Source organism: Geodermatophilus saharensis, from assembly GCF_900188205.1.
Taxonomy (GTDB): Bacteria; Actinomycetota; Actinomycetes; order Mycobacteriales; family Geodermatophilaceae; genus Geodermatophilus; species Geodermatophilus saharensis.
In genome coordinates, this window is sequence record NZ_FZOH01000001.1 from 299,343 (window position 1) to 317,282 (window position 17,940).

Consider the following 17,940-nt stretch of genomic DNA (forward strand, 5'->3'; position numbering starts at 1 on the left):
GAGAGGGGTGCCGACGTGGCCGAGTACGAGCGGATGCTGGCCGCCAACGAGGAGTGGGCGCAGCGCTTCCCGGGCGAGCTGCCCGTGGCGCCGGCGCGGAAGGTCGCCGTCGTCGCCTGCATGGACTCGCGGATGCCGCTGTTCCCCCTGCTGGGGCTCGCCGTGGGCGACGCGCACGTCATCCGCAACGCCGGCGGCGTCGTCACCGACGACACCATCCGGTCGCTGACGATCTCCCAGCACCTGCTGGGGACCCGGGAGATCGTCCTGGTCCACCACACCGACTGCGGCCTGCAGAAGACCGACGACGCCGCCTTCGCCGACCTGGTCGAGCAGGCCACCGGCGCCCGCCCGCCGTGGCCGGCCCGCACCTTCACCGACCCCGACGACGACGTCCGCGAGTCGATCCGGCTGCTGCGGGAGAGCCCGTTCCTGCTGTCGAAGGACGTCTGCGGCACCGTCTACGACGTCGCCACCGGGCAGCTCCGCCGGGTCGACTGAGCCCGGCTGGTATCGTCGTCGGCTGGTGCGCGGCCGCCGGCTGGTGCGCGCGTGCCGCTCCGTCTCCCGTGCTCGGTGAGGCGATCCCACCAGCCGCCCCGACGACGACGGAGGACACGAGCGCCGTGCGCACGTACTCACCCAAGCCCGGCGAGGTCGACCGGGTCTGGCACGTCATCGACGCCACCGACGTGGTGCTCGGTCGACTCGCCAGCCAGATCGCGACCCTGCTGCGCGGCAAGCACAAGCCCCAGTTCGCACCGCACGTGGACGTCGGCGACTTCGTCGTGGTCGTGAACGCCGGCAAGGTCGCCCTGACCGGCTCCAAGCGGGACCAGAAGACCGCCTACCGGCACTCCGGCTACCCGGGCGGCCTGCGGGCGATCAACGTCGGCGACCAGATCCGCACGCACCCCGACCGGGTCGTCGAGCGCGCCGTCAAGGGCATGCTGCCGCACAACAGCCTCGGCCGGCAGATGATCAAGAAGCTGAAGGTGTACGCGGGCCCCGAGCACCCGCACGCCGCCCAGCAGCCGAAGACCTTCGAGATCAAGCAGGTGGCCCAGTGACCACGCCCATGACGACCGTGACCGACGCCGAGGGGCGTCCCGTCCAGACCGTCGGCCGGCGCAAGGAGGCCGTCGTCCGCGTGCGGCTCGTGCCCGGCACCGGCCAGTTCCAGCTCAACGGCCGCACCCTCGAGCAGTACTTCCCGAACAAGGTCCACCAGCAGCTCGTCCGCGAGCCGCTGGTGACCCTCGAGAAGGCCGAGCAGTACGACGTCGTCGGCCTGCTCAAGGGCGGCGGCGTCACCGGCCAGGCCGGCGCGCTGCGCCTGGCCATCGCCCGCGCCCTCATCGAGGTCGAGGCCGACGACCGTCCCGCCCTGAAGAAGGCCGGCTTCCTCACCCGTGACGCGCGGGTCAAGGAGCGCAAGAAGTACGGCCTGAAGAAGGCCCGCAAGGCGCCTCAGTACTCGAAGCGCTGACCGGCACCGCCGTGGGTCGCCTCTTCGGGACCGACGGCGTCCGGGGTCGGGCCAACGCCGACCTCACGCCGGAGCTCGCCCTCTCGGTGGCCCGTGCGGCCGCCGGTGTGCTCGCCGACCGCGACGGGACCTCGCGTCCCGTCGCGGTCGTCGGCCGTGACCCCCGCGCCAGCGGGGAGATGCTCGAGGCCGCCGTGGTCGCGGGCCTGGCCAGCGCGGGCGCCGAGGTGCTCCGCGTGGGCGTGCTCCCGACCCCGGCCGTCGCCTTCCTCACCGCCGGGACCGGCGCCGACCTCGGCGTGATGATCTCGGCGAGTCACAACCCGATGCCCGACAACGGCATCAAGCTGTTCAGCCGCGGCGGCCACAAGCTGCCCGACGCGGTCGAGGCGGCGATCGAGTCGACGGTGCTCGCCGGCGACGCGGCCGGCCACCGGCCCGTCGGGGCCGAGATCGGGCGGGTCCGCGACCTGCCCGGCGGCGCCGCCGACTACGCCGCCCACCTGCTGGCCACGCTGCCCGCGCCCGTCTCGGGGCTGCGGCTGGTCGTCGACTGCGCGCACGGCTCGGCGGCGACCTGCGCACCGGACGTCTACCGCCGCGCCGGCGCCGACGTCACCGTCATCGGCGGCGAGCCCGACGGCCGCAACATCAACGACGGCGTCGGCTCGACCCACCTGGGCCCGCTGACGCAGGCCGTGCGGGAGACCGGCGCCGACCTCGGCATCGCCCACGACGGCGACGCCGACCGCTGCCTGGCCGTCACCGCCGCCGGCGAGGTCGTCGACGGCGACGCGATCCTCGCCGTCTGCGCGCTCGGCCTCAAGGAGCGCGGCGCGCTGGCGCAGGACACCGTCGTCGCCACCGTCATGAGCAACCTCGGCTTCCACCACGCCATGCGCGACGCCGGCATCGGGGTGCACACCACCGCCGTCGGCGACCGCTACGTGCTCGAGGCGCTGCGCGCCCGCGGGCTGTCCCTGGGCGGGGAGCAGAGCGGCCACCTGGTCTTCCTCGACCACGCCACCACCGGCGACGGCCTGCTCACCGGGCTGGCGCTGCTCTCGCGCATGTCGGTCACCGGGGCGCCGCTGGCCGAGCTCGCCGCGGTGGTGCAGCGGCTGCCGCAGACGCTGGTCAACGTGCCGGTCCGCGACCGCATCGCCGTCGTGGAGAGCGACACCGTCGCCGCCGCGGTCAACGCCGCCGAGGAGGAGCTCGGCGACGACGGCCGGGTGCTGCTGCGTCCCTCGGGCACCGAGCAGCTGGTGCGGGTGATGGTCGAGGCGCCCACCCAGGAGCACGCCGACGCCGTCGCCCGGCGCCTCGCCGAGGTCGTCGCCGCCGTCGGCTGACCCGTGGCGGCCGCCCCGGGTCGCCGCCGGTGCCCGGTGGGGTGGCTGGGGCGGCCGGTGCGTCTCACACCTCGGAGGGACGGATCGGTCCACCTCCGCCGGTACCCTCGGTGCACATGTGCGGCATCGTCGGCTACGTCGGCCCCAAGAACGCCCTGGACGTCGTCCTCGAGGGTCTGCGGCGGCTGGAGTACCGGGGGTACGACTCCGCGGGCGTGGCCGTCCGCGTGGGCGGCCCGGACTCCGGGGAGCTGGCCGCGGCCAAGAAGGCCGGCAAGCTCGCCAACCTCGAGAAGGTGCTGGCCGACGCGCCGCTGCCCGAGTCGACGATCGGCATCGGGCACACCCGGTGGGCCACGCACGGCGGCCCCACCGACCGCAACGCCCACCCGCACCTGTCCGCCGACGGCCGGGTGGCCGTGATCCACAACGGGATCATCGAGAACTTCGCCGCGCTGCGGGCCGAGTGCGAGGCGGCCGGCGTGGAGATGCGCTCGGAGACCGACACCGAGGTCGTGTCCCACCTGCTCGCCGCCGCCTACGATCGGCAGCCCGAGGGCCCCGGCCGGCTGGCCGAGGCGATGCGCGCGGTCAGCCGCCGGCTGGAGGGCGCCTTCACCCTGGTCGCCGCGCACGCCGACGAGCCCGACACGCTGGTCGCCTCCCGCCGCAACAGCCCGCTGGTCGTCGGCGTGGGCGACGGCGAGTACTTCCTCGGCTCCGACGTCGCCGCGTTCATCGCGCACACCCGCGAGGCCCGCGAGCTCGGCCAGGACCAGGTCGTCGAGATCGACCGCACCCGCGGGCTGACCGTCACCGACTTCGACGGCGCGCCCGCCGAGCCCACCGCCTACACCGTCGACTGGGACGCCGCGGCCGCCGAGAAGGGCGGTCACGACTGGTTCATGCTCAAGGAGATCGCCGAGCAGCCGCACGCCATCGCCGACACCCTCCTCGGCCGCCTCGGCGACGAGGGCGAGCTGGTCCTCGACGAGGTGCGGCTGTCCGACCAGGACCTGCGCGACGTCGACAAGGTCTTCGTCGTCTCCTGCGGCACCAGCTACCACGCCGGGCTGATCGCCAAGTACGCCATCGAGCACTGGACCCGCATCCCGGTCGAGGTCGAGGTGGCCAGCGAGTTCCGCTACCGCGACCCGGTGCTGGACCGCTCGACGCTGGTCGTCGTCATCAGCCAGTCCGGCGAGACGATGGACACCCTCATGGCGCTGCGCCACGCCAAGGACCAGAAGGCCCGGGTGCTGGCCATCTGCAACGTCAACGGCTCGACGATCCCGCGCGAGTCCGACGCCGTGCTGTACACGCACGCCGGCCCGGAGATCGCCGTCGCCTCGACCAAGAGCTTCCTGGCGCAGATCGTCGCCTGCTACCTCGTCGGGCTGTTCCTCGCCCAGGTGCGCGGCATCAAGTACGCCGACGAGGTCGCCGCGATCGTCCACGAGTTGCAGAAGCTGCCCGAGGCCGTCGAGCGGGTGCTCACCCAGATGGAGCCGGTCCGCGAGCTCGGCCGTTCGCTGGCCGACGCCGACACCATCCTGTTCCTCGGCCGGCACGTGGGCTTCCCGGTGGCCCTGGAGGGCGCGCTCAAGCTCAAGGAGCTCGCCTACATCCACGCCGAGGGCTTCGCCGCCGGGGAGCTCAAGCACGGGCCGATCGCGGTGATCGACGAGGGCACCCCCGTCGTGGTCATCGCGCCGTCGCCGCGGGGCCGCAGCCTGCTGCACGGCAAGGTGGTCTCCAACATCCAGGAGGTCCGGGCCCGCGGTGCCCGCACGATCGTGATCGCCGAGGAGGGCGACGAGGACGTCGTCCCCTACGCCGATCACCTCATCCGCGTGCCCCGGACGCCGACCCTGCTGGCCCCCGTGGTGACCACGGTGCCGCTGCAGATCCTCGCCTGCGAGATCGCCGACACCCGCGGCTTCGACGTCGACCAGCCGCGCAACCTGGCGAAGAGCGTCACCGTCGAGTGACGGGCCACCCTTCCTCCCACGCCTCGCAGGCTCGGCGCGGGACCCTGGAGGGTGGCCGTTCCGGCAGCACCCGTGGCGGCACGGCAGACTGACCGCGTGATCGTCGGGGTCGGGATCGACGTGGTCCCCGTGACCCGCTTCGCCGAGTCGCTGGTCCGCACCCCCGGGCTGCGCGACCGGCTGTTCACCGAGGCCGAGCAGACCACCCCGCGCGGGACCGAGCGCAGCGCCGAGTCGCTGGCCGCGCGGTTCGCCGCGAAGGAGGCGGTGGCCAAGACGCTCGGCGCGCCGGGCGCGCTGCGGTGGCACGACGTCGAGGTGACCGTCGGCGACCACGGCCGACCGCACCTGGAGGTCCGGGGCACGGTCGCCGCCCGGGCCGCGGAGCTGGGCATCACCCGCTGGCACCTGTCCCTCAGCCACGACGGCGGGATCGCCTCGGCGGTGGTCGTCGGCGAGGGGACCCCGTGATCGGCCTGTCCACCGTCGCCGAGGTGCGCGCCGCGGAGGACGTGCTGCTGGCCGCCACCCGCGAGGGCGCCCTCATGCAGCGCGCGGCCACCGGGCTGGCCACCGTCTGCCTGCGGCTGCTCGGCCGGGCCCACGGCACCCGGGCCACGCTGCTCGTCGGCGGCGGCAACAACGGCGGCGACGCGCTGTTCGCCGGCGCGCACCTGGCCGCCCGCGGCGCCCGCGTCACCGCCGTCCTCCTCGACCCCGCCCGCGCCCACCCCGCGGGCCTGGCCGCGCTGCGCCGCGCCGGCGGGCGGGTGGCCGGCCCGGACGGCGACGACGGGCTCGACCGCGCCGACCTGGTCCTCGACGGGATCGTGGGCATCGGCGGGCGCGGCGGGCTGCGTCCCGAGGCGGCGCGGCTGGCGCAGCGGGCCGCCACCGGACCGGGGCTGACGGTCGCCGTCGACGTCCCCAGCGGCGTCGACGCCGACACCGGCGCGGTCGGGGGCGCGGCGTTCCCCGCGCTGCACACGGTCACCTTCGGCGCGGTCAAGCCGGGGCTGGTCGTGGGGGAGGGGCGCGGGTACGCCGGCACCGTGCACCTGGTCGACATCGGCCTGGGCCCCCACCTGGCGCCCGCCCGCGCCCACCAGCTCACCGACGCCGACGTCGCCGTCCACCTGGAACCGCCCGGGCCGGGCGACGACAAGTACTCGCGCGGCGTGGTCGGCGTCGTCGCCGGCTCGGCGGCCTACCCCGGCGCCGGTGTGCTGTGCACCGGGGCGGCGCTGCGGACCCGCCCGGGCCTGGTCCGCCACGCCGGCCCCGCGGGCGACGCCGTGCGCACGGCCTGGCCGGAGGTGATCGTCACCGACGGCGGCCCCGGCGAGGCCGGCCGGGTGCAGGCGTGGGTGGTCGGCCCCGGCGCGGGCACCGACGACGCCGCCCGCCGCGTCCTCGCCGAGGTCCTCGCCACCGACCTGCCCGTGGTGGTCGACGCCGACGCGCTGACGCTGGCCGCCCGCGAGCCGGCGCTGGTCCGGGGCCGGGGTGCGCCCACCGTGCTCACCCCGCACGACCGCGAGTTCGCCCGCTTCGGCGAGCCGCCGGGCGCCGACCGGATCGGCAGCGCCCGGCGGCTGGCCGCCGACCTCGGCGCCGTCGTCCTGCTCAAGGGCGACGCCACCGTCGTCGCCGGCCCGGACGGGACCGCGTTCGTCAACGCCACCGGCACGTCGGACCTGGCCACCGCCGGCAGCGGCGACGTCCTGTCCGGGATCCTCGGCTCGCTGCTGGCCACCGGCGCGCCCGCCGCCGAGGCCGCCGCGGCCGCCGCCCACCTGCACGGCCGCGCCGGTCAGGTCGCGGCCGCCGCCGGGCCGATCGTGGCCGGTGACCTGGTGCGCCGACTCCCCGAGACGGTGGGCCGGGTGCGTGGCACCGGCCTGCCAGACTCGGAGGCGTGAACACACCCCGGGCCGAGGTGGTCGTCGACCTCGACGCGATCGCGGCGAACGCCGCCGCGCTGCGCGAGCGGGTCGGCCGGCCGCTCATGGCCGTGGTCAAGGCCGACGGCTACGGGCACGGCCTGGTCCCCGCCGCGCGCGCGGTGCTGGCGGGCGGCGCCGACCAGCTCGGCGTCGCGGTGCTCGAGGAGGCGCTGGCGCTGCGCGCGGCCGGGGTCAGCGCCCCGCTGCTGGCCTGGCTGCACACCCCCGGCACCGACTTCGCCCCGGCGCTGGCCGCCGACGTCGAGGTGTCGGTCAACGCCGAGTGGGGGCTGGCCGAGGTGGTCGACGCCGCCCGCGCCACCGGCCGCACCGCCCGGCTGCACCTGTTCGTCGACACCGGCCTGTCCCGCGAGGGCGCCACCGTGGCCGACTGGCCCGGCCTGGTCGCCGCGGCCGCCCGCGCGCAGGACGCCGGCGAGGTGGAGGTCGTGGGGCTGTGGAGCCACATGGCCTACGCCGACGCCCCCACCCACCCCACGATCGGCGCGCAGGTGCGGCTGTTCGACGAGGCGGTCGGCCTCGCCCGCGCCGCCGGGCTCGACGGCCGCCGGCACCTGGCCAACTCCGCGGCCACGGTGGCGCTGCCGGACACCTGGTACGACATGGTCCGCCCGGGGATCGCCCTCTACGGGCTCGACCCGCTCGGCGGCGACCCCGCCGTCCACGGCCTGCGGCCGGCGATGACGGTGCGGGCCCGCGTCGCGCTGACCAAGCGGGTGGCGGCCGGCGCCGGCGTCTCCTACGGCCACACCTACGCACCGGCCACCGACACCACCCTGGCGCTGGTGCCGGTCGGCTACGCCGACGGCGTCCCGCGGGCCGCCGGCAACCGCGCGCCGGTGCTCGCCGGCGGCGCCCAGCGCGTCATCGCCGGGCGGGTGTGCATGGACCAGTTCGTCCTCGACGTCGACGACGCCGCGGTGGCGCCGGGCGACGAGGTCGTCCTGTGGGGCCCCGGCGACGGCGGCGAGCCCACCGCGCAGCAGTGGGCCGACGCGCTCGACACCATCCACTACGAGCTGGTCACCCGGGTCGGCGGGCGCTTCACCCGCCGGTACGTCGGGTCGGCGGGAGCGGTCTGATGGCACGCGGCACCGGCGCGGCACGACCCGGGTTGGCCGGCGCACTGGAACGGCACCCGGCCGTGGGGGTCGCCGGCGCCGTCGTCGGTCTGGCGGCGGCCACCACCGCCGTCGGCGTCGCCGTGGCCCGCATCGCCACCCGCCGGGTGCGGGCGGAGCGGCTCGCGCCGGGCGGCGCGCTCCCCGAGGGCGCCAGCGACGCGCAGCTGCGCGAGGACGACCCGCTCGGCCCGGCCTCGCGGCAGGCCGACCGCACCGCGCTGGTCCAGGCCGACGACGGCGTGCTGCTCGCGGTGGAGGAGGTCGGCCCGCTCGACGCGCCGCTGACCGTCGTCTTCGTGCACGGCTACACGCTGTCGATGGCGTCGTGGACCTTCCAGCGGCGGGCGCTGGGCGCCGAGCTGGCCACCGCCAACGGCCACCGGCCCGCGGCCCGGCTGGTCTTCTACGACCACCGCGGCCACGGCGCCTCCTCGCGCGGGCCGGCGGAGAACTCCACCATCGAGCAGCTCGCGCGCGACCTGGCCACGGTGCTGGAGACGCGGGTGCCCACCGGGCCGGTCGTGCTCGTCGGCCACTCGATGGGCGGGATGACCGTCATGGGCCTGGCCGACCTCCACCCCGAGCTGTTCGGCACGAAGGTGGCCGGGGTGGCGCTGGTGTCGACGTCGAGCGGCAACCTCGCCGACCTCGACTTCGGCCTGCCCGAGTTCCTCACCCGGGTGCGGGCCGCGGTGCTCCCGGTGGCGGCCTGGACGATGCGCCGCCGGCCGGCCTTCGCCGAGCGCACCCGCCGGCTGGCAGCCGACGTCGTCTCGGCGGCCACCTGGTCGCTGTCGTTCGCCTCCACCGACGTCGACCCGCGGCTGGGCCGCTACGTCGACGCGATGATCGCCGGCACCCCGGTCGACGTGATCGCGGAGTTCTACCCGGCGCTGGCCGGCCTCGACGAGACCGGCGCCCTCGAGCCGCTGCGCCGGGTGCCCACGCTCGTGCTGACCGGCGACGCGGACTCGATGATCCCGCGGGCGCACAGCGACACCCTCGTCGAGCTGCTCGGCGGGGAGGGGTCGACGGTCGAGTACGTCGTCGTCCCCGATGCCGGGCACCTGGTGCCGCTGGAGAAGCCCGAGGAGGTCACCCGCGCGCTGGGCCGGCTGGTGCGCCGGGTGGCGGCCGAGACCGCGGGCCGCGTCTAGGGACGGCCGTCGGCGCCGCGGGCGAGCAGCCGGTCGCGGGTCCGCTGGGCGACGTCGCAGCCGTCGGCGTAGGAGAGCACCCACGGCGAGACCCCGCTGCCGGGCAGCACCGGCCGGCGCGGCGGCTCGAGCACCGCCGCGCGCAGCCCCGGGTCGGTCAGCCGCTCCCGGCCGTCGAGCGCGACGTGCAGCACCGGCCCGACGTCGGCCGCGCGGGCCCGCTCGAGCACCTGGCGTCCCGCCGCGGTCAGCCGGCCGAAGCGACCGAGCAGCCGCCGGCCGCGCAGCCACCCGGTGATGCCGGTGACCCGCTCGTCGGCCAGCGCCCGCCACCGCACCGTCTCCACCGAGCGGCGGCCCCGGCCGCCGACGGCGTCGAGGACGGCGGCCTCGACCGGGTGGCGCCGCCGCGGGTCGACCACCTGCAGCTCCCCGGGGGCGACGGCGCGGACCCGGCCGGTGACGACCAGCGACACCAGGGCCGTGTCGACCACCCGGTGCGGGCCGCCGGCGAGACAGGCGACGTCGTAGACGTCCGGCTGCTGCGTCATGGCGGCTCCTCCCGGCGCGGGGGCTCGCGCCAACGGTGACAGGACGCGGGCGGCCGCGGAAGCCCCCGGGCTCCGCCCACCGGCCCGCCGTAGGGTCGGGCCGTGGCCGCCCCCCGTCCGCCCCGGTCCGACGCCACCGCCGAGGAGGTCGCCCGCACCGCCGCCGCGGCCGCCGACTGGGCGGCGCTGGCCGCGGCCGCCACACCCTGCGTCGCCTGCCTCGAGCTGGCCGCCACCCGGCAGCACGTCGTGGTCGGCGACCCGCCGGCGCGCGGGCGGGCACGCTTCGCGCTGGTCGGCGAGGCACCCGGCGCGACCGAGGACACCACCGGCCGGCCCTTCGTCGGGAAGTCCGGGCAGCTGCTGGACGTGCTGCTGGCCGAGGCCGGGCTGGACCGCGCGGAGGCCGCCGTCCTCAACGTCGTGAAGTGCCGCCCGCCGGGCAACCGCACGCCGAAGACGCCGGAGGTCGCCCGCTGCAGCGGCTGGCTGCGCCGGCAGCTGGAGCTCCTCGACCCGCCGGTCGTGGTGGCCCTCGGGCTGTCGTCGGCGAAGTGGTTCCTCGGGCCGAGGACCGTGCTCGGCGAGGCCCGCGGCCGCCCCCACGACGTCGACGGCCGCGCCGTCTGGGCCACCTACCACCCGTCGGCGGCCATCCGCTTCGGCCCGAACGGGGCGCCGCGCGCCGGGCTGCTGGCCGACCTGACCTCGGTCGCGGCGAGCCTGCGGTGAGGCGCGAGCACGTCCTGCCCACGGTCGAGGACACCCGGGCGCTGGGCGCCGCGCTGGCCGCCGTCGTCCGGCCCGGTGACCTGGTGGTGCTCACCGGCCCGCTGGGCGCCGGCAAGACCGCGCTCACCCAGGGGCTGGGCGCCGCGCTGGGGGTCCCCGAGCCGGTCACCTCGCCCACGTTCGTCATCGCCCGGGTGCACCGGGGCGGGCGGCTGCCGCTGGTGCACGTCGACGCCTACCGCCTCGGCGGGGTCGCCGACGTCGACGACCTCGACCTCGACGCCTCGACCGAGGAGTCGGTGACCGTCGTCGAGTGGGGCGCCGGGCTGGTCGAGCAGCTCGCCGACGAGCACCTGGAGGTCCGTCTGGACCGCCGCGACGACGACGTCCGCACCGCCGTCCTCGTCCCGCGCGGGCCCCGCTGGGAGGCCCGGCTCGACGGCGACCGGTGAGCGCTGTCGACCGGCGGGAGACCGTCGTCTTCGACCTCGACGGCACGCTCGTCGCCGGGGACTCCTTCGGCGCCTTCCTCCGCTCCCTGCTGGTGGGCCACCCCCTGCGGCTGACGGCGGCGCTGCTGACCGCGCCGGTGTGGCTGCCGGCGCTCGGACTCCGTCCGGTGCGCCTGTCCGCGGAGCGCTGGCTCGTGTGGCTGGCCGCCGTGGGCCTCGACGCCGAGGCCTTCGCCGCGGCCGCCCGTTCCTTCGCCGGGGAGCACGCCGGCACGGCAGGTGGTCGCGCCGCCCTGGCCGGGGTCGCCCGGCTCCGCGAGCACCTCGACCGTGGCGACCGGGTCGTCGTGGCCACCGCCTGTCCCGTGCCGCTGGCGGTGGAGGTGTGCCGGGTCGTCGGGCTGGGCGACGTCCAGGTGGTCGCCTCCGACCTGCGCCGCACGCGCTGGGGCCTGCCGGCCCGCACGGTCCCCGCGCGAGGCGAGGGCAAGCTGCAGGCGCTGCGGGCCGCCGGGGTCCCGCTGCCGGTGGACCACGCCTATTCCGACAGCGCCTCGGACCTGCCGCTGCTGCGTGCCGCCCGCGTCCCGCACGTGGTGGACCCGACGCCGCGGGACCTGGCCCGACTGCGGCGAGAGCTCGGCGCGGACGTCGACCTGCTGCGGTGGGCCCACCCGCGGGCGTGAGGGCACGGCCGACGGTCGCCCCACCCGCCGGTCCCGAGGCCTGCGCCGGGGCGGCGCCCGACCGGCAGGACTAGCCTCGCGGCCGTGCTCCGGGTCGAGGTGCTGGCCCTGTCCGGTCCGGCGTTCAGCGCCCTGGCCGACGGCGACCTGGCGGCGGCGGACGCGGCGAGCCCGGTGCCGCTGCCGCCGGTCTTCGCCGACCCCGACTGGGCGCCGGTGTGGCGCTTGCGAGCCGCGCAGGCGGCCGCGGACCCGGCGGTGGCCGAGTGGGTGACCGGCGTCGTCTGGGACCCCGACCGGCGGCTGGCCGTCGGCCGCGCCGGGTTCCACGGCCCGCCCGACGAGCGCGGCACCGTCGAGATCGGCTACGCCGTGCTGCCGGAGCACCGGCGCCGCGGGTACGCGCGGGCCGCGCTCGCGGCGATGCTCGACCGCGCCCGCGCGGACCCGGCCGTGCGGGTGGTCCGGCTCTCGATCGCCCCGGACAACGTGGCGTCGCTCGCCGTGGCGCGGCCGTTCGGCTTCGTCGAGGTGGGCCAGGAGGTCGATCCCGACGACGGCCTCGAGATCGTCTACGAGCTGCCGGTCTAACCTCGACGGTCGTGCTCGTCCTCGCCCTCGACACCGCGACCCCCACGCTGGTCGCCGGGGTCGCCCGCCGCTCCGCCGCAGGGGACGCCGAGGTCCTCGCCGAGCGCGCCGTCCCCTCGGGCAACCGGCACGCCGAGCTGCTGGTCCCCACCGTGCGCGAGGTGCTCGCGGCGGCCGGCCTCGCCCTCGCCGACGTCGACGTCGTCGTCGCCGGCCTGGGACCCGGGCCGTTCACCGGGCTGCGGGTCGGGGTGGTCACCGCCGCGGCGCTCGCCGACGCGCGCGGCGTCCCGGCGGTCGGCGTCTGCTCGCTGGACGCCGTCGGCTCGGGAGCGCGCACGGTGGTCACCGACGCCCGGCGCCGGGAGGTGTACTGGGCCGCCTACGACGCCGAGGGCGCGCGGGTGGACGGGCCCGGCGTCGTCCGTCCCGAGGAGGCAGGCCTCACCGGTCCGCTGGTCGGCGACCCGCGGTTCGCCGAGCGCCTCGGCGCCCCGGTGGAACCGGCCGAGGTGACCACGGCCGGCCTGCTGCACGCCGCGGCCGGGCCGCTGGCCGACCCCTCCTCCGCCGGGCCGCTCGTGCCGCTCTACCTGCGCCGCCCCGACGCCGTCCCGCCCACGTCGTTCAAGCCGGTGACCACCGCGTGAGCGTGCGGCTGCGACCCATGCGGCTGGCCGACCTCGACGCCGTCCTGGCGCTGGAGGAGCAGCTCTTCGCGCCCGACACCTGGACCCGCGCGATGTACCGCGACGAGCTCGCCCGCACCGACACCCGCCACTACCTCGTCGCGGAGGACGACGGCGTCGTCGTCGGCTACGCGGGGCTGATCGCCTACGACGACGAGGCGCACGTCGCGACCATCGGCGTCGCCCGCGACCGGCAGGGGGAGGGCATCGGGGCGCTGCTGCTCGACGCCCTGCTCGCCGAGGCCGACCGCCGCAGTCCGCTCGTGCTGCTCGAGGTCCGCGCCGACAACGAGGTGGCGCAGGGGCTCTACCGGCGGCGCGGGTTCACCGAGATCGGCCGGCGCCCGCGCTACTACCAGCCGAGCAACACCGACGCCGTCGTGATGAAGAGGGAACTGCTGTGACCGAGCCGCTGGTGATCGGCTTCGAGACCTCCTGCGACGAGACCGGCGTGGGCGTCGTCCGGGGGCACACCCTGCTCGCCGACGCGCTGGCCACCTCCGTCGCCGAGCACGAGCGCTTCGGCGGCGTCGTGCCGGAGATCGCCTCCCGGGCGCACCTGGAGGCGATGGTCCCGACCGTGCACCGCGCGCTGGCCGAGGCCGGGGTGGCGCCGTCCGACGTCGACGCCGTCGCCGTCACCGCCGGGCCCGGGCTGACCGGCGCGCTGCTGGTCGGGCTGGCCGCGGCCAAGGCGTACGCGCTGGCGCTGGACAAGCCGCTCTACGGGGTGAACCACCTCGCCGCGCACGTCGCCGTCGACGAGCTGCAGCACGGCCGGCTCGCCGAGCCGTCGCTGGCGCTGCTGGTCTCCGGTGGGCACAGCTCGCTGCTCCTGGTGCCCGACCTCGCCCGCGAGGTCACCCCGCTGGGCCGCACGATCGACGACGCCGCCGGCGAGGCCTTCGACAAGGTCGCCCGGGTGCTCGGCATGCCCTTCCCCGGCGGCCCGCCGATCGACCGCGCGGCCCGCGAGGGCGACCCGGCCGCCATCGACTTCCCGCGCGGCCTCACCGGCCCCCGCGACGCGCCCTACGACGTCAGCTTCTCGGGGCTCAAGACCGCCGTCGCGCGCTGGGTCGAGGCCCGCCGCCGGGCCGGGGAGCCGGTGCCGGTGGCCGACGTGGCGGCGTCGTTCCAGGAGGCGGTGGCCGACGTGCTCACCGCCAAGGCGGTGCGCGCCTGCCGCGACCACGGCGTGGACCACCTCGTGCTCGGCGGGGGAGTGGCGGCCAACTCGCGGCTGCGGGCGCTGGCCGAGGAGCGCTGCGCCGCGGCCGGGATCGTGCTGCGGGTGCCCAGTCCGAGGCTGTGCACCGACAACGGGGCGATGGTCGCCGCGCTCGGCTCGCGGCTGGTCGCCGCCGGCGTCGCGCCGTCGGCGCCCGACCTGGGCGCCGACAGCAGCCTGCCGGTCGAGACGGTGAGCCGCTGACCGACGAACAGGAGCGGCCCCGTCCAGAGGCTCGCCCCGAGCGTGCGAGGGGTGAGGAGGACGGGGTCCTTCCTCACCCGCTGACGTCGCACACCAGTGCGGTGGGGGCACCGGCCACCCGGGTGACGACGACGGTGGCCGTCCCGGCACCCGGGCCGCGCAGCTGCCGGGCGAGGGTCTCCGGCTCGATCGCCGACCCGCGCTTCTTCACCACGACCCGGCCCACCCCGCGCGCCCGCAGCAGTGCGCGGAGCTTCTTGAGGTTGAACAGCAGCACCTCCCCGACCCGGTGGGAGGTGACCCAGGGGGAGTCGGCGGGCGCGCCGGAGGTCAGGTAGGCGATCGTCGGGTCGACCAGCGTCGCGCCGAGGTCGGCGGCCACCAGGGACACCAGGCCAGAGCGGATGACGGCGGGGTCGGGCTCGTGCAGCCAGCCGCCGACCGGTCCGGTGGCGGCCGGTCCCGGGTCGGCGTCCGCGGTCAGCTCGTGCACCGCGCCGTCGCGCACGACGGTCGCCCGCCGCCACACCGCCGAGACGCCGCGGCCCCACAGCAGCGCCTCGACGATCGAACCCCGCACCGACACCCACTCGGCCTCGATCCCCTCGGGCACCCGCCCGTGGTCGAGCCCGGGCGCCACCTTGACCACCGACCGCGGCACCCGCTCGAGCAGCGTCGCCACCGTCGACCACGGCGGCGACCAGCGGTCGGGGTCGAGCTGCCGGCGCCCGCCGGCCCGCCGGGCGGGGTCGAGGACGGCGGCGCCGCAGCCGGCCACCTCGCCGCCCCGGGCGGCGTCCACCAGCTCGACGACGTCGCCGGCCACCACCCACACGTCGTCGGCCACGCCGAGCGCCGCCGCGTTGGCGGCGGTCAGCTCCCGGGCCACCGGATCGCGGTCGACGGCCAGCACCCGCGCCCCGGCCCGGGCCAGCGCGACGGTGTCGGTGCCGGCCGCGCAGCCGAGGTCGGCCGCGGCGTCGGTGCCGTCGGCGAGCAACCGCGCGGCCCGGCGGGCGGCGAGCTCGGGCCGGCCGGCCTGCTCCAGGGTGTCGGCGGTGAGGAACAGCCGGTCGGCGTCGGTGCCGAACACCGGCCGGGCCCGCGCCCGCAGCCGGGCCAGCTCCCACGCCGGCCCGGCCAGCTCGGGGCCGACCTCGGCGCGCAGCCGGGCCACGCCGGCGAGGACGTCGACCCCCTCGGCCAGCAGCGCGGCGGCCCTGGCCGTGGCCGCCGCGCCCTCCGGCGTGCGGAGGCGGGCGAGGGCGTCGTCGGGCACCCGGCCAGCCTGCCCCAGGGCCGGGTCGCCCGGGCGGCGGACCCGGTTGAGTGGCTGGCACTCTCGTGGGTAGAGTGCCAATCGACACGGGCAGGCGCCTGACCCCCGCGACGGCAGGCCCGGCCCCCGTGCCACAGCATGTGAGACCACCAGCCGTCCGATCCCGAAGGGGGCGTCACCCCGTGACGACCGCTACCAAGGTCACCATCAAGCCGCTCGAGGACCGCGTCGTCGTCCAGGCCAACGAGGCCGAGACCACGACCGCCTCCGGCCTGGTCATCCCGGACACCGCCAAGGAGAAGCCGCAGGAGGGCACGGTCATCGCCGTGGGCCCCGGCCGCATCGACGACAACGGCAACCGCGTCCCGCTCGACGTCAACGTCGGCGACGTCGTCATCTACTCGAAGTACGGCGGCACCGAGGTCAAGTACGCCGGCGAGGAGTACCTGGTGCTCTCCGCCCGCGACCTGCTCGCCGTCGTCGAGAAGTAGTCGAAGGACCCCGTCGCCCCCACCGCTCGCGAGCCCGCGGCGGGGCCCTGCGACGGGGCCGTTCCAGCACGGCACCCGACCGCCCCGGCGACCCGAACACCGGGTCCCGGGGCGGTCGCCGTCTCACCCCGTAGCGATCTGATCGGAAGGGCCCCATGGCCAAGATCATCAAGTTCAACGAGGACGCCCGCCGCGCGCTCGAGCGCGGTGTCGACAAGCTCGCCGACGCCGTCAAGGTGACCCTCGGCCCGCGCGGGCGCAACGTCGTCCTCGACAAGAAGTTCGGCGCCCCGACCATCACCAACGACGGCGTCACCATCGCCCGCGAGGTCGAGCTCGAGGACCCCTACGAGAACCTCGGCGCGCAGCTGGCCAAGAACGTCGCCACCAAGACCAACGACGTCGCCGGCGACGGCACCACCACCGCCACGGTGCTGGCCCAGGCGCTGGTCAAGGAGGGCATGCGCAACGTCGCCGCCGGCGCCAACCCGATGGCGCTCGGCCGCGGCATGCGCGCCGCCGTCGACGCGGTCTCGGCCGCCCTCGACGAGGTCGCCATCCCGGTCGAGGAGCAGGACGCCATCGCCGGCGTCGCCACCGTCTCCGCCCAGGACGCCGAGGTCGGCGCGCTGATCGGCGAGGCGATGCAGAAGGTGGGCAAGGACGGTGTGATCACCGTCGAGGAGAGCACCACCATGTCGACCGACCTCGACGTCACCGAGGGCGTGCAGTTCGACAAGGGCTACCTCTCGCCCTACTTCATCACCGACCAGGAGGCGATGGAGGCCGTCCTCGAGGACGCGCTCGTCCTGCTCGTCCAGGGCAAGATCGGCGCGCTGGCCGACCTGCTGCCGCTGCTGGAGCAGGTGCTCGGCAACGGCGCCCGCCCGCTGCTGATCGTCGCCGAGGACGTCGAGGGCGAGGCGCTGTCCACCCTCGTCGTCAACTCCATCCGCAAGACGATCCGCGTGGTCGCGGTCAAGTCGCCCTACTTCGGTGACCGCCGCAAGGCCTTCATGACCGACCTCGCCATCGTCACCGGCGGCCAGGTGGTCAGCGAGGACGTCGGCCTCAAGCTCGACCAGGTCGGCCTCGAGGTGCTCGGCACCGCCCGGCGCGTGACCGTCACCAAGGACACCACCACGATCGTCGACGGCGGCGGCACGGCCGGCGCGATCGGCGACCGGGTCGCCCAGATCCGCCGCGAGATCGAGTCCACCGACTCCGACTGGGACCGCGAGAAGCTGCAGGAGCGGCTGGCCAAGCTGGCCGGCGGCATCGGCGTCATCCGCGTCGGCGCGGCCACCGAGGTCGAGCTCAAGGAGCGCAAGCACCGCATCGAGGACGCCATCGCCGCCACCCGCGCCGCGGTGGAGGAGGGCGTCGTCCCCGGCGGTGGCTCCGCGCTCGTGCACGCCGCCGCCGCGGTCGACGCGCTCGACCTCTCCGGCGACGAGCTGACCGGCGCCCGCTCGGTGCAGCGCGCGCTCGAGGCCCCGCTGGCCCGCATCGCCGACAACGCCGGCTTCGAGGGCCGCGTCGTCGTCAGCAAGGTCCGCGACCTCGGCGTGGGCCAGGGCTTCAACGCCGCCACCGGCGAGTACGGCGACCTGGCCGCCCAGGGTGTCATCGACCCGGTCAAGGTCACCAAGGCCGCGCTGGGCAACGCCGCGTCGATCGCGGCGATGGTGCTCACCACCGACTCCGCCGTCGTCGAGGCGCCGGAGGAGGAGCACGAGCACGCGGGGGCCGGGCACCACACCCACGGCCACTCGCACGGTCACGGTCACAGCCACTGATCCAGGCCCCCTGCCCCGCACCGCTCGCACGCTCGCGGCGGGTCCCTGCAGGGGGGCCACCGGAGCCGTCCCTGTCCCCCCGCTCGTGGGAGGACAGGGGCGGCACACGACGAGAGGGCCGGTCCAGCAGCTGCTGGACCGGCCCTCTCGTC

The 17,940-nt window shown here is 76.6% G+C and carries 19 protein-coding genes and 1 pseudogene; 18 read left to right on the forward strand and 2 right to left on the reverse strand.

Annotated elements, in window-relative coordinates; all coding sequences use genetic code 11:
- Positions 1–15 precede the first annotated feature (15 nt).
- From CHC04_RS01510 to CHC04_RS01550, 9 genes are all read left to right on the forward strand, one after another.
- Positions 16–501 carry a beta-class carbonic anhydrase gene (locus tag CHC04_RS01510; RefSeq protein ID WP_281252177.1) on the forward strand — a complete coding sequence of 162 codons (486 nt, stop codon included), beginning with the start codon at positions 16–18 and terminating at the stop codon, positions 499–501.
- 125 nt (positions 502–626) lie between these two features.
- Positions 627–1,070, forward strand: a complete 444-nt coding sequence (rplM, locus tag CHC04_RS01515; protein ID WP_089402133.1) for a 50S ribosomal protein L13 — start codon at positions 627–629, stop codon at positions 1,068–1,070.
- On the forward strand, positions 1,067–1,489 hold the full coding sequence (gene rpsI, locus CHC04_RS01520) for a 30S ribosomal protein S9 (RefSeq protein ID WP_425432446.1): 423 nt from the start codon (positions 1,067–1,069) through the stop codon (positions 1,487–1,489). Before rplM ends, rpsI begins: the two co-directional genes overlap by 4 nt.
- 11 nt (positions 1,490–1,500) lie before the next feature.
- Positions 1,501–2,844: a phosphoglucosamine mutase gene (gene glmM / locus CHC04_RS01525; protein WP_089402134.1), complete on the forward strand. Its 1,344-nt coding sequence runs from the start codon at positions 1,501–1,503 to the stop codon at positions 2,842–2,844.
- Positions 2,845–2,960: 116 nt separating this feature from the next.
- Positions 2,961–4,835, forward strand: coding sequence for a glutamine--fructose-6-phosphate transaminase (isomerizing) (gene glmS, locus CHC04_RS01530; protein WP_089402135.1), 1,875 nt, complete (start codon positions 2,961–2,963; stop codon positions 4,833–4,835).
- Positions 4,836–4,931: 96 nt separating this feature from the next.
- Complete coding sequence (locus CHC04_RS01535) at positions 4,932–5,306, forward strand: holo-ACP synthase (protein WP_089402136.1); 375 nt, start codon at positions 4,932–4,934, stop codon at positions 5,304–5,306.
- Positions 5,303–6,757 carry an NAD(P)H-hydrate dehydratase gene (locus tag CHC04_RS01540; RefSeq protein ID WP_217897124.1) on the forward strand — a complete coding sequence of 485 codons (1,455 nt, stop codon included), beginning with the start codon at positions 5,303–5,305 and terminating at the stop codon, positions 6,755–6,757. The genes CHC04_RS01535 and CHC04_RS01540 overlap by 4 nt, the downstream gene beginning before the upstream one ends.
- Positions 6,754–7,884 carry an alanine racemase gene (alr, locus tag CHC04_RS01545; protein WP_089402137.1) on the forward strand — a complete coding sequence of 377 codons (1,131 nt, stop codon included), beginning with the start codon at positions 6,754–6,756 and terminating at the stop codon, positions 7,882–7,884. Before CHC04_RS01540 ends, alr begins: the two co-directional genes overlap by 4 nt.
- Positions 7,884–9,083: an alpha/beta fold hydrolase gene (locus tag CHC04_RS01550; RefSeq protein WP_089402138.1), complete on the forward strand. Its 1,200-nt coding sequence runs from the start codon at positions 7,884–7,886 to the stop codon at positions 9,081–9,083. Before alr ends, CHC04_RS01550 begins: the two co-directional genes overlap by 1 nt.
- Here the strand turns inward: CHC04_RS01550 and CHC04_RS01555 are convergent.
- Positions 9,080–9,685 (reverse strand): annotated as a pseudogene (locus CHC04_RS01555) (TIGR04222 domain-containing membrane protein); the annotation flags it as partial. The gene CHC04_RS01550 and the pseudogene CHC04_RS01555 sit on opposite strands and share 4 nt — an antisense overlap.
- A 51-nt stretch (positions 9,686–9,736) precedes the next feature.
- On the opposite strand from CHC04_RS01555, the gene CHC04_RS01560 reads away from it, so the two are divergent.
- The 7 genes from CHC04_RS01560 (at position 9,737) to tsaD (ending at position 14,219) form a co-directional block, all read left to right on the forward strand.
- Positions 9,737–10,366, forward strand: coding sequence for a uracil-DNA glycosylase (locus tag CHC04_RS01560; RefSeq protein ID WP_089402139.1), 630 nt, complete (start codon positions 9,737–9,739; stop codon positions 10,364–10,366).
- Complete coding sequence (gene tsaE, locus CHC04_RS01565; protein ID WP_089402140.1) at positions 10,363–10,818, forward strand: tRNA (adenosine(37)-N6)-threonylcarbamoyltransferase complex ATPase subunit type 1 TsaE; 456 nt, start codon at positions 10,363–10,365, stop codon at positions 10,816–10,818. The genes CHC04_RS01560 and tsaE overlap by 4 nt, the downstream gene beginning before the upstream one ends.
- Entirely contained in the window at positions 10,815–11,504 is a 690-nt protein-coding gene (locus tag CHC04_RS01570) for a haloacid dehalogenase-like hydrolase (protein ID WP_089402141.1), read from the forward strand. Before tsaE ends, CHC04_RS01570 begins: the two co-directional genes overlap by 4 nt.
- Positions 11,505–11,588: 84 nt before the next feature.
- Entirely contained in the window at positions 11,589–12,095 is a 507-nt protein-coding gene (locus tag CHC04_RS01575) for a GNAT family N-acetyltransferase (protein WP_217897125.1), read from the forward strand.
- A gap of 11 nt (positions 12,096–12,106) precedes the next feature.
- A complete protein-coding gene (tsaB, locus tag CHC04_RS01580) occupies positions 12,107–12,745 on the forward strand; it encodes a tRNA (adenosine(37)-N6)-threonylcarbamoyltransferase complex dimerization subunit type 1 TsaB (RefSeq protein ID WP_089402142.1) in 639 nt (212 codons plus the stop codon).
- Between the two features lie 2 nt (positions 12,746–12,747).
- Positions 12,748–13,188, forward strand: a complete 441-nt coding sequence (gene rimI / locus CHC04_RS01585; protein ID WP_245816904.1) for a ribosomal protein S18-alanine N-acetyltransferase — start codon at positions 12,748–12,750, stop codon at positions 13,186–13,188.
- Positions 13,185–14,219, forward strand: coding sequence for a tRNA (adenosine(37)-N6)-threonylcarbamoyltransferase complex transferase subunit TsaD (gene tsaD / locus CHC04_RS01590; protein ID WP_089402143.1), 1,035 nt, complete (start codon positions 13,185–13,187; stop codon positions 14,217–14,219). Before rimI ends, tsaD begins: the two co-directional genes overlap by 4 nt.
- 73 nt (positions 14,220–14,292) lie before the next feature.
- Here the strand turns inward: tsaD and CHC04_RS01595 are convergent, their stop codons facing one another.
- Entirely contained in the window at positions 14,293–15,498 is a 1,206-nt protein-coding gene (locus tag CHC04_RS01595) for a class I SAM-dependent methyltransferase (protein ID WP_089402144.1), read from the reverse strand.
- Positions 15,499–15,680: 182 nt separating this feature from the next.
- Here CHC04_RS01595 and groES point away from each other — a divergent pair, with 182 nt between their 5' ends.
- The gene (gene groES / locus CHC04_RS01600; RefSeq protein WP_089402145.1) at positions 15,681–15,989 is read left to right on the forward strand and encodes a co-chaperone GroES; all 309 of its coding nucleotides are present in this window, start codon (positions 15,681–15,683) and stop codon (positions 15,987–15,989) included.
- A 155-nt stretch (positions 15,990–16,144) separates the two neighbouring features.
- The gene (groL, locus tag CHC04_RS01605) at positions 16,145–17,788 is read left to right on the forward strand and encodes a chaperonin GroEL (RefSeq protein WP_089402146.1); all 1,644 of its coding nucleotides are present in this window, start codon (positions 16,145–16,147) and stop codon (positions 17,786–17,788) included.
- The last annotated feature ends 152 nt before the right edge of the window (positions 17,789–17,940 follow it).